The sequence below is a fragment of the Gilliamella sp. W8123 genome (assembly GCF_016101085.1).
GTDB lineage: Bacteria > Pseudomonadota > Gammaproteobacteria > Enterobacterales > Orbaceae > Gilliamella > Gilliamella apis.
Map to the genome: position 1 here is coordinate 284,288 of NZ_JACFRE010000001.1, position 12,169 is coordinate 296,456.

Here is a 12,169-nt window from a genome sequence, read left to right on the forward strand (position 1 = left end):
ATTAATCAAATTACATGATGCAACAGAATAGTCACGTCCGAAAAATGGCGATTTTAGTCGCTGCAACGTTTTTCATGGAAAATCTAGATGCTACAGTGATCACCACGGCAATTCCAGCTATGGCAAAGTCATTTCTAACCAATCCTCAAGATTTATCTATTGGGATTAGCGCCTATATGCTAGCACTTACAATTGGTTTACCGGCCAGTGGCTGGATCGCCAACCGTTTCACCGCCTATCGAGTCTTTTCGATTTCGATTATTTTATTTATGTTAGCATCAATATTGTGTGCCATATCGACTAATCTGACCATGTTTACCATCGCAAGATTAATTCAAGGTTTAGGTGGATCATTAATGGTACCGGTAGGCAGAACGGTGGTATTAAGTCGAACGGAAAAACAACATTTAGTCAGCACTATTTCTATTTTAGTTTGGCCAGGCTTAATTGCGCCATTAATGGGACCGATTATTGGTGGCTTCTTTGCTCAATATCTAACATGGCACTGGATATTTCTTCTTAATATTCCATTAGGTTTTATCGCCCTATTTTACGCTCATCGATTATTACCCAAAGAATTACCTGAAAAACGTACATTTGACAGTGTTGGATTTATCACTTGTGGTTTAGGCCTACTACTATTTGTTTATGGGCTTGAAATGATTTCTCATTCAAATAGTAGTCTCTGGATAGGCGTAACAGTATCTTTGGTTGGTAGCCTAATATTAATCTTTGCCTACTATCATTTAGCTCATACTCAACATCCATTAATTAGTCTATATGCTTTTTCTAAACGCACATTTAGAATGACCTTTTTTGGTGGTTCATTAATACGTATTGGCTTAAATAGTGCTCCGTTTATCTTACCGCTAATGTTTCAAGTCGGTTTTGGTTGGTCACCGTTAACTGCAGGTTCACTACTGCTATCATTATTTGCCGGCAATATCCTGCTTAAAACAGTAAATACACCTTTAATTCATAAGTTTGGCTTCCGCAAAATTCTGATTATCAATGGACTGTTATTATCTTCAAGTTTTGTGTTATGTGCCCTTTTCACGCCACAAACACCTATCATCTGGATTATATTAGTTCTATTCTTTTCCGGTGGTGCTCGTTCTATTCAATTTACTACCATCACCACGCTTAGTTTTTCAGAAATTGATAAAACAGAAATACAGAGCGCTAACATTTTATCTACCATTTTCCAGCAGCTAAATAACGTACTCGGCATTGTGTTAAGTGCTTTATTTCTATTTATTGCATCTAGCTATAATGGCCATAGCCAAACGGGTTTAATGGTGGAAGATTTTAGCTTAGCACTATTAATGGTAGCTGGAATGACCTTGTTAGCAATGATTGACTTTATTACCTTGCCAAAAAATGCAGGTAACAATCTAAAAGATAAGCAATAAAAAACCCCTGCCATTTGGCAGAGGTTCTTAAGAATCTAACCTAAAAAGTATTAGAACTTAGGTGCACTAGGACGGCCACGTTTTTTCGCAAAACCTTTATCATTAGATTCTGGTTTACTACTTTTACGTCCACGTTTAGCTTCAGATGGCTTACCTGCTACCAAGCTCATTTTCATTGGTTGATTAAGTACTCTAACCCGTTCAAAATGCTTAAGGATATCTTTCGGCATGCCTTTTGGTAACTCAACGGTTGAATAAGTTTCATAAAGTTTGATATTACCAATATAGCGACTACTAATATCGGCTTCATTAGCAATTGCACCAACAATATGACGCACTTCAACACCGTTTTCTTTACCAATTTCGATACGATACATATCCATTTCACCCACATCTCGGCGTTCACGACGTTTTGATGATTCACGATTATCACCACGTAAGCGACGTTCACCATTTCGATTATCACGATCACGAAATTCTCTTGATGGTTTAAATACCGGATCAGGCGGAAGAATCAACGGACGATCACTCTGAGCTAATCTCAATAATGCTGTTGCAATCGTTTCAAGATCTGCGCCACTATCTGCTTGGATTTGCTCTAATAACGCTTGATATTGATCTAAATCGGCACTTTCTAATTGTTGCTGAACTTGCTGAGTAAATTTCGCTAAACGACGTTTTTCAAGCAACTCTTTAGATGGTAATGCTACTTCAGGAATCGGCTTTTTAATTGTTTGTTCAATATTCTTAAGTAAACGACGTTCACGACTATCAACAAATAAAATTGCTCGTCCTGCACGACCAGCACGACCAGTTCGCCCAATACGGTGAACATAAGATTCTGAATCAAGAGTGATATCATAATTAATAACTAAACTGATACGCTCAACATCTAAACCTCGAGCAGCCACATCAGTTGCAATTAGGATATCTAATCGGCCATTACGCAAACGATCAAGCGTTTGCTCACGAAGTTGCTGAGTCATATCACCATTCAATGCAGCACAACTATAACCATTTTTTTCTAATACTTCGGCGACATCTAATGTTGCTGTTTTGGTACGAACAAAAATAATTGCTGCATCAAAATCTTCAGCTTCTAAAAAGCGTACAATTGCTTCGTTTTTACGCATACCACGTACTAACCAATAACTCTGATCGATATCTGGTGCAGTTTGCTTAGTCCCTTTGATTTGCACTTCTTTCGGATTATGCATAAAACGTTTAGTAATACGACGAATTGGTGCCGGCATTGTTGCTGAAAACAGTGCTGTTTGATGATCTTCTGGGATCGTAGCCATAATACTTTCAACATCATCAATAAAGCCCATTCTTAACATTTCGTCGGCTTCATCTAAAACTAAACCTTTAAGGTTTGAAAGATCTAACGTTTTACGATTTAAATGATCTAATAATCGACCTGGAGTACCCACTACAATTTGTGGACCTTGTTTTAATGCACGTAATTGCACGTCATAACGTTGACCACCATACAGTGGTAAAACTTTTACTCCTTTCACATATTTTGCATATTCAGCACAGGCATCAGCAACTTGAATTGCCAATTCACGAGTTGGTGCTAAAACCAATAATTGTGGTGCTTTTAAATTAGCATCAATATTCATCAAAAAAGGAATGGAAAAAGCAGCAGTTTTACCACTACCCGTTTGTGCCATACCCAACACATCGTTCCCTTGTAAAAGTAAAGGAATGCATTCTGCTTGGATTGGCGATGGTTTAGTAAAACCAAGATCATTTAATGAGTTAAGGATTTCCTCAGATAAACCAAGGTCAATAAAAGATATTTCTGTTGTCATGTAAACTCGCTTGCAAATTGGATATATAGGCTTACTTTTAAGTTAGCAACACACCTGATAATTACTAATCAAGATAATTTATGAGGATTACAATATTGCTCATAAAATATTACATTACCTAAATAAAACACTATATAAATTTATGCCAGCTCACTAAATTGAAAATTTACAACTCACCCCAATAACTAACTGCCAATAATCACACAATCAAACATGCATAACTGTTGCTTAAATAATTACTTTATTTAATACAAAAGATAGATAGCATAAAAATAATTGAGAATATTATGGGCAAATCAGAACTACGCTATAACAATATTTTCACTTTTAAAACTGGCATGACCCTTGTTACTTTTCTTCAAGTAACTTAATTTCGTAGAGTGCCTGTTGATGTTCAACAAAGTTATAAATATTATTAGCTAAAGCATATTTAAATAATATTTTGGCACGCTCATTGTTACCTTTACCTTGGTAATATTTACCTAAATAAAAGTACGCTTCACATAGGCGTTCGGCTAATTGCCGGTCATTTTCAACACCTTGTTGAAGGTTTTGCATTAATTTAGATTCACTAATATTACCTAAATAAAATGCAATGATATCACCACCATAACTCATTTTATCGCTTAGTTTATCGTAACGATTTTGTAACTGAGTTAAGGCAGCTTGTTTATCTATTTCTTTTTCAATCAAATAAAGCCATAAAACGCGAACAGGTTCGTTGACGTCATATTGATAGAATTTTTGTGCATCAAGCTGTGCAGCTTGATAATGTCCTGTACGATATAAAGTAATTGCACGATTCAAATAACCAAAAGCATAAGATGGATCTATTTCTAGTGTAGTATTAAATGCCATCATAGCATTATCGAAATCACCATCTCTTAGCGCATAAGTACCAAGAAAATTATAAACATCAGGTATTTCAGGATTAAAACTTAAAAGGTGATTAAAATCACTTTGTGCAAATGCTTTAAAACCTAATGAATCGTAAACAATTCCTCGTTCAAAAATCAGCTGCATTCGAGAAACAGTATCAAGATCTCGTCTTGATAACTGTTGACTTATTTCAGCTATTTTCAACTCATCATCATACGAAACTTGCTCAGGAACAGCAAGTAAAGGTAGAGAATTAGAACAACCTGACAAGATAATGACTGCAAAAATACAGCACAACATTCGCAGGTTGAATAATCTCATATTAAGCTCCTAGTGAATCATATTTTATTCAGCTGTTGGCGCAACTTCTGGCGCTGACTCAACCGCATCTTTCATACTTAAACGAATTCGACCTTGGCGATCAATTTCTAGTACTTTAACATTCACTTCTTGACCTACTTTTAAGTAGTCTGCAACTTTTTCCACTCGATGATCAGCGATTTGTGAAACGTGAACAAGTCCTTCTTTTCCACCAATAACTGAAACGAAAGCACCAAAATCAACAATACGTGTTACTTTACCGGTATAGATTTTACCAATTTCAACATCAGCAACTAAATTATTGATACGTGCGATTGCATCTTGTGCTTTATTACCATCAGATGCCGCAATTTTCACTGTACCATCATCTGCAATTTCAATAGTAGTACCAGTTTCCTCGGTTAATGCACGAATCGTTGCACCGCCTTTACCGATGATATCACGAATTTTATCTGGATTAACATTCATCGTATAGATACGAGGAGCAAATTCAGATATCTCTTGACGAGGTTTATTAATCGCTTGTTCCATTACCCCTAAAATATGCAAACGAGCACCTTTAGCTTGGTTTAAGGCAACTTGCATAATTTCTTTCGTGATACCTTCAATTTTGATATCCATTTGTAGTGCACTTACACCTTCACGGGTACCAGCTACTTTAAAGTCCATATCACCAAGATGGTCTTCATCACCTAAAATATCAGATAATACTACAAAGTTATCGCCTTCTTTAACAAGGCCCATGGCAATACCAGCAACCGAAGATTTAATTGGAACACCAGCATCCATTAATGCTAATGACGCACCACAAACTGAAGCCATTGAAGAAGATCCATTAGATTCAGTAATTTCAGAAACTACACGTACAGTGTAGGGAAATTCTTCTTTGCTTGGCATTACCGCAGCAACACCACGTTTAGCTAAACGACCATGACCAATTTCACGACGTTTTGGTGAACCAACCATACCTGTTTCACCAACTGAATATGGAGGGAAGTTATAATGTAAAAGGAAACGTTCGGTATATTCACCAGTTAACTCATCAATGATCTGCGCATCACGTTCAGTACCTAAAGTTGCGGTAACTAATGCTTGCGTTTCGCCACGAGTAAATAATGCGCTACCATGAGTTCTTGGTAATACATTGGTACGAATATCCAGAGCACGAATCATATCTTTTTCACGACCATCGATACGTGGTTCACCAGCAATAACACGTTGACGGACGATTTGGCTTTCTAAATCAACAATAATGTTAATAACTTCATTTTCGTCAAGTTCTTCATCTTTTTCTTTAAGTGTGGCTAACACTTCTTCTTTAATTAAATCGATTTGCGCATAACGAGCTTGTTTTTCAGTAATACGATAAGCTTCACCTAAACGATCTTTGGCTAATTCAGAAACCGCATTAAATAGCACTTCATTTTTAGCTGGTGCAACCCAATCCCATTTTTCACAGTTCGCTTTAGCCACAAATTCATTGATATTATCAATTACAACTTGTTGTTGATCATGGCCAAATACCACTGCCGCTAACATTTGGTCTTCAGTTAATAAATCGGCTTCTGATTCAACCATTAATACCGCACTTTTGGTACCGGCTACAACTAAATCTAAACGACTAGTCGCTAATTCTTTTACTGATGGATTTAACACAAATTCATCATTGATAAAGCCTACACGAGCAGCACCAATTGGGCCATGGAAAGGAACGCCAGATAAACAAAGTGCAGCTGATGCACCAATCATAGCAACTAAATCAGGGCTTACTTCAGGATTCACTGATACCACTGTTGCAATGATTTGAATTTCATTAACAAAACCTTCAGGAAATAATGGACGAAGTGGACGGTCGATTAAACGGGCAATTAATGTTTCGCCTTCACTTGGGCGACCTTCACGTTTGAAAAAGCCACCAGGAATACGACCAGCAGCGTAAGTACGTTCTTGATAGTTAACGGTTAAAGGGAAAAAGTCTTGTCCTTCTTTAACTTTTTTATTAGCAACTACAGTGACAAATACCGCAGTATCGTCCATGTTAACCATAACTGCAGCAGTTGCTTGACGCGCCATAATACCAGTTTCTAAAGTAACAGTATGGCGACCATATTGGAATTTTTGATATGTCGGATTAAACAAAATAATGTCCTCTTGTAATAAATCACGTTGAAGTTTGATATTTCGACAGGAAGCAGCATGACGCTGGAACATATTGATACACACTTCAACTATGTGTGGGATACTAAACAAAAGATTATTTCACTGTCACGACTAATGACAAATCTATAAACTATAGAGCTCTCATTAGTCGCGCGAAACATGAGATACAATCTTTTATTTTATTAATTTCTATCTTCAAAGCATTTATTTAGCTTTTCGGACTCTGCATTATATCAAAGCCTTGAATTTTCACAACGAAAAAAGAGGCCTAGGCCTCTTTTCAAGTAGATAAATAATTAGCGACGTAAACCTAGTCTTTGAATTAATTGGCTATAACGTTCAAAGTCTTTACGACGTAAATAATCTAATAATTTACGACGGCTAGACACCATGCGTAATAAACCACGGCGGCTATGGTGATCTTTTTTATGCTCAGAAAAATGACCTTGTAAGTCATTAATGCGTGCAGTTAAAAGAGCAACTTGAACTTCAGTTGAACCAGTGTCGTTAGCACCACGACCATATTCAGCAACGATTTTCGCTTTAGCTTCTACAGTTAGAGACATAATAAACCTCTTAATATAAATATAAAAAATGGAATGACCGATCTCTAATTCAGACATTCCTCGGCATCCATATAATAAATATATGAATCGTGCGCAATTATACTGGAATTTACTAAAATAGCAATTTGATTTATTAATCGCAAACGCTTATTTAAGCTTAAAACCATACTCTTCTTGAATAAGCTTTTTCAACGCTTCGATATAATTTTGTGCTGATAAACTTAGCTGTGCTTTTTGTGATGTTATCCAGCCAATTAATATCTTTTCTTCGACATCTAAAGGGATAGATAGAATGTCTGAACCATTTAAATCAGTACTGAGCACACCGGTACTAATGGTATAACCATTTAATCCATGCAATAAATTAAATAAAGTTGCCCTATCACTGACATGAATACTCTTTTTATGATACACAGTACTTAAAATCTCTTCGGAAAAATAAAAAGAGTTATATTCACCTTGTTCAAATGAAAGATAGGGAAAATCCTCTAAATCATCTAATGTTAAAGACTTCATGGCCGCCAAAGGATGATGGGTACTGATAAATACATGTGGATCAGCCTCAAATAGTGGATTAAAAGTTAAACGATGTTCTTTAAGCAAACGTAAAATAACTTTTTGATTAAAATCAGTTAGATACAAAATACCTACTTCACTACGTAAATTAGCCACATCAGTTATAATATCGTAAGTACGAGTTTCACGTAGGGTAAACTCATATTCATCAGTATGATTCTTTTTGATTAAATTAACAAAAGCGTTTACCGCAAATGCATAATGTTGGGTAGATATGCTACACAATTGTTTGGAAGGTACTTTTTTAGCATAGTGCTGTTCTAGCAACTGAGCTTGATCTAAAACCTGTTTTGCATAACCTAAAAATTCAACTCCATCAGTCGATAATGAAACTCCTTTAGATGTCCGTACAAAAATTTCAATACCAAATTCAGCTTCCAATTCCTTCACTGCAGTTGATAAACTTGGTTGAGTAATATACAAATTTTTAGCAGCCTCATTGATTGAGCCTGAGCGGGCAATTTCTAAAATGTAACGTAATTGTTGAAGCTTCATAATATCGTTAGTAATTAAAACCAATATTAATTCAAAATATAAACTACTATAAACATAGTCTGGGAGATTGTACAGCAAAAGGCAAATAGCTGTTTTTGCGCAACCTAATACCGTAGAATTGTTTTTTTAGAAGATTTTGGGCTTTAAAAACCCCGTTCCTCAATTATTTATCATTGTTTTTTTAATCACATTGAGTTTTTAGTTATTTATACACTAAATTATCAGGTCACTCATAAAATTCTTAACACAACTTATCATCGTTTTTAAAATAAAGTTATATTTACCATGTTGGTAGTCGTTAACATAATCTCGGGTTAATCTCCACGACATAATGGACTAGCTGCAATTGTCCATGCGTCTTTAGGATTACGTATTATACTTGGTGAATCAGCGTATCCATCGACTTGAACATAAAAAGGCTTGTAAGCATCATTTCTATCTGCTGTCCATATCTTATCTGCCCAAAATGAATTATAACTGTTCAATGTCCCCCATTCGCCCATAAAATTACCTAAGCCACGAACAAAACCTCTTGCTCTATTATTATTACCTTTAAGCTCTACAAGCGTATATAGCAATCCCCTGCGAAAATTGTCATCCATCGCTTCCGCTGTTTGGGTTCGGCGTTTTACACTGTTACTATCTCTGCCACTACAATAATCCAATACGTAATAAATTGTTTTAGGAATATGTACCCATTGTCCATGTTCAGCACCGCCATTCCAAACATCCCGATCTCCAGGATCATTTATAGTGTTAATCACCAGATGATTGGTAAAATTACTCTTATTACCTCCTTTCGATGGCCATTTATTTGGCACCGGTATCGTAAAATTATCCATCCAAATCCAATCTCGACCATTAAAGTATTCCATGGTTATTACCGGCGTACCATTTTGAATAAATTGCCATTTTTTTTCTGCCGCATAATTAACCGTGCAGTTTGCACCATAACCATTGATGGTCGATAACCATATTTTGCCACCCCCATTATGTGAATAACAGCGATAACGACTTTGGTCTGCACCTGCACCTATTAACGTAAATGCCGCATTTTGAAAACCCGTGGTCGGAAAGCCACTCCAACGAGAAAAGCCCCAAAAGTTATGAAATACATTTCCGTCATAACCACCATAATTACCCATATCATTTGGTCTTAAATAGCAGATACTGGGATTATGGGGAATGACGGTATTCCACCCAACTATTACCATAATAACGATTATTCGGTACACCATAAGGGGTATTAGCTTTGATATCCCTAACCTCTACTCTTAATTTATAGGGCCCACCACAGCTCCATAATTCATTACCTAACCTATCATTGGGAATTTGTGCACCATTTTCATACCATGTCGCTTTTAGATAACCTGACACATACCCACCCGCTTCATCACCATCTGCATCACCTATAGTAAGATAAGGGATATGATGAGCATTACCATCACTAACGACACTATGGGACATGACTTGATTAAAATGCATACCTGGCGGTGCTTTTATGGCAACCCCAGCATCCCAGGCACTTATCCAATTATAACCACCTTGACCATTAGGAAAATTCAAACCTATTATTTGCCGTAAATCAGTTAAAGGGTTAAAACCATCGCCTAATATAATATAGGGAGAATTCCCGGTAATAACTTTGACGGTACTGGCTCTTAGAGATGTTAATGCAGAACTACTTGATGAAAAGAATAAAACTAAAGTAACGGCGAAAACACTAAAAAGTGGCGAGAATAAAAATAACCTTAAAAATCGAGGAAAAAATAAACTACTAGAAGAGACTAAACGTTGATTGCAATAACAAGATGAATTTAAATTATAAGTTGGGCAGGTTTGGTGTTTGGTGTTTGGTGTTTGGTGTTTAAAATTATAGTTCATAACAACAGCCTTGTCAAGTAATTCCATGTTTTATTTCGCTTTTTTAAGTTGATTTGGCTAAATAACAGCCTATTATTGCGCTAAAAATCATCTAAAAGTATAGTAACTGAAAATAATCTATGCAACTTCTTTTAAAGTCTAAATTGTTAACTTTTGTAAATATTATTAGTCAGATAAGCCGTTAACGCACTATTTTAACCTTTTTAAAACTCCTTTCCGTAAATTTTTGGGTTTAAAAAGTGCGCTCTTCAAAGATATACTTGCTATGCAGTTAATTCTACCTTCGATACCTGATTTATTAAAGGCAGAACGCAACTGATTGTATTTATACATTTATTGATAGGTACAATTTGTTACGTTGTATTTGCCAGATTATCAATCGTTAACTTTATAGAATTAATCTCCACGGCATATCGCTCTTTTGTTAAAAATATCCTTATTAATAATATTAGGATTTCCTTGATTTTTGCCACCCATATTGATTACAACCTGACCATTTTGTCTCAAACCAAGCGGATAAAAACGTGCAGGACCAAGGCCGGTATTAAAAGTCGATTTAGTAGCGGTCCATATCTCGTTTGCAAAAAGAGAGTTATAATTACCCAATACCCCCCATTCCCCCATAAAACTGCCTATACCTCGGACAAAATTTGGATTCCAATCACTATTTCCTTTATATTCTTCTAGTGTATATAGCAATCCCCTACGAAAATTGTCATCTAAAGCTTCATCTCTTGTTGTTTTATATCTTATGATCGAGCCCGAGGAGAGATCATTACGACAATAATCTAATGTTTTATAAGTTGTTTTGGGAATATGCTCCCAATGTCCATGTTCTGCGCCTCCTTTCCAAACATTTCGATCTCCAGGATCGCTAATATCGTCTGATAACTGGTTAGTAAATTCAAGAAGGTTTTGAATTATTTTCGCTGGCCATTTACTCGGTACCGGTATGGTAAAACTATCCATCCAAATCCAATCTCGACCGTTAAAGTACTCCATGGTTATTACCGGCGTACCATTTTGAATAAACTGCCATTTTTGTTCTGCCGCATAATTAACCGTGCAGTTTGCACCATAACCACTGATGGTCGATAACCATATTTTGCCACCCCCATTATGTGAATAACAGCGATAACGACTTTGGTCTGCACCTGCACCTATTAACGTAAATGCCGCATTTTGAAAACCCGTGGTCGGGAAGCCGCTCCAACGAGAAAAGCCCCAAAAGTTATGAAATATATTTCCATCATAACCGCCATAATTACCCATATCATTTGGTCTTAAATAGCAGATACTGGAATTATGGGGAATAACGGTATATTCCACCCAACTATTACCATAATAACGATTATTCGGTACACCATAAGGAGTATTAGCTTGGATATCCCACACCTCTACTCTTAATTTATACGGCCCACCGCAGCCCCATAATTCATTACCTAACCTATCATTCGGAATTTGTGCACCATTTTCATACCATGTCGCTTTTAGATAACCTGATATATATCCACCCGCTTCATCACCATCTGCATCACCTATAGTAAGATAAGGGATATGATGAGCATTACCATCACTAACGACACTATGGGACATGACTTGATTAAAATGCATACCTGGCGGTGCTTTGATGGCAACCCCGGCATCCCAGGCACTTATCCAATTATAACCACCTTGACCATTAGGAAAATTCAAACCTATTATTTGCCGTAAATCAGTTAAAGGGTTAAAACCATCACCTAATATAATATAGGGAGAATTCCCGGTAATAACTTTGACGGTACTGGCTCTTAGGGACGTTAATGCATAACTACTTGATGAAAATAATAAAACTAAAGTAACGGCGAAAACGCTAAAAAGCGGCGAAAATAAAAATAACCTTAAAAATCGAGGAAAAAATAAATTATTAGAAAAGACTAAACGTTGATTGCAATAACGAGATGATTTTAAAGTATAAGTTGGGCAGGTTTGGTGTTTGGTGTTTGGTGTTTAAAATTATAGTTCATAATAACAGCCTTGTCAAGTAATTCCATGTTTTATTTGGCTTTTTTAAGTTAAT

9 protein-coding genes are annotated in these 12,169 nt (G+C 36.2%); 1 reads left to right on the forward strand and 8 read right to left on the reverse strand.

All coding sequences use genetic code 11. The features are described 5' to 3' along the window. Positions 1–14: 14 nt before the first annotated feature. Complete coding sequence (locus H3T56_RS01295) at positions 15–1,412, forward strand: MFS transporter (RefSeq protein ID WP_198191827.1); 1,398 nt, start codon at positions 15–17, stop codon at positions 1,410–1,412. Between the two features lie 50 nt (positions 1,413–1,462). Here H3T56_RS01295 and H3T56_RS01300 read toward each other — a convergent pair whose 3' ends face one another. From H3T56_RS01300 to H3T56_RS01335, 8 genes are all read right to left on the reverse strand, one after another. Then, entirely contained in the window at positions 1,463–3,229 is a 1,767-nt protein-coding gene (locus H3T56_RS01300) for a DEAD/DEAH family ATP-dependent RNA helicase (protein WP_198191828.1), read from the reverse strand. 348 nt (positions 3,230–3,577) lie between these two features. Next, positions 3,578–4,429, reverse strand: a complete 852-nt coding sequence (nlpI, locus tag H3T56_RS01305; RefSeq protein ID WP_086357091.1) for a lipoprotein NlpI — start codon at positions 4,427–4,429, stop codon at positions 3,578–3,580. 24 nt (positions 4,430–4,453) lie between these two features. Then, a complete protein-coding gene (pnp, locus tag H3T56_RS01310; protein WP_198191956.1) occupies positions 4,454–6,568 on the reverse strand; it encodes a polyribonucleotide nucleotidyltransferase in 2,115 nt (704 codons plus the stop codon). A gap of 317 nt (positions 6,569–6,885) precedes the next feature. Next, positions 6,886–7,155: a 30S ribosomal protein S15 gene (gene rpsO / locus H3T56_RS01315; protein ID WP_198191829.1), complete on the reverse strand. Its 270-nt coding sequence runs from the start codon at positions 7,153–7,155 to the stop codon at positions 6,886–6,888. A 147-nt stretch (positions 7,156–7,302) separates the two neighbouring features. Beyond that, entirely contained in the window at positions 7,303–8,226 is a 924-nt protein-coding gene (locus H3T56_RS01320) for a LysR family transcriptional regulator (protein WP_065578586.1), read from the reverse strand. 314 nt (positions 8,227–8,540) lie between these two features. Beyond that, positions 8,541–9,440 (reverse strand): hypothetical protein, encoded by a 900-nt coding sequence (locus H3T56_RS01325; RefSeq protein ID WP_198191830.1) that lies wholly within the window; start codon positions 9,438–9,440, stop codon positions 8,541–8,543. Then, positions 9,403–10,110: a hypothetical protein gene (locus H3T56_RS01330; protein WP_198191831.1), complete on the reverse strand. Its 708-nt coding sequence runs from the start codon at positions 10,108–10,110 to the stop codon at positions 9,403–9,405. The genes H3T56_RS01325 and H3T56_RS01330 overlap by 38 nt, the downstream gene beginning before the upstream one ends. Positions 10,111–10,506: 396 nt before the next feature. Then, positions 10,507–11,805 (reverse strand): hypothetical protein, encoded by a 1,299-nt coding sequence (locus H3T56_RS01335; protein WP_198191832.1) that lies wholly within the window; start codon positions 11,803–11,805, stop codon positions 10,507–10,509. Positions 11,806–12,169: the final 364 nt, after the last annotated feature.

What these genes read in the sequence shown, in the direction of transcription:
- H3T56_RS01320 (WP_065578586.1), bottom strand. Translation starts at nt 8,226, where the DNA reads ATGAAGCTTCAACAATTACGTTACATTTTAGAAATTGCCCGCTCAGGC.
- rpsO (WP_198191829.1), bottom strand. Translation starts at nt 7,155, where the DNA reads ATGTCTCTAACTGTAGAAGCTAAAGCGAAAATCGTTGCTGAATATGGT.
- nlpI (WP_086357091.1), bottom strand. Translation starts at nt 4,429, where the DNA reads ATGAGATTATTCAACCTGCGAATGTTGTGCTGTATTTTTGCAGTCATT.
- H3T56_RS01300 (WP_198191828.1), bottom strand. Translation starts at nt 3,229, where the DNA reads ATGACAACAGAAATATCTTTTATTGACCTTGGTTTATCTGAGGAAATC.
- H3T56_RS01325 (WP_198191830.1), bottom strand. Translation starts at nt 9,440, where the DNA reads ATGGTAATAGTTGGGTGGAATACCGTCATTCCCCATAATCCCAGTATC.
- H3T56_RS01295 (WP_198191827.1), top strand. Translation starts at nt 15, where the DNA reads ATGATGCAACAGAATAGTCACGTCCGAAAAATGGCGATTTTAGTCGCT.
- H3T56_RS01330 (WP_198191831.1), bottom strand. Translation starts at nt 10,110, where the DNA reads ATGAACTATAATTTTAAACACCAAACACCAAACACCAAACACCAAACC.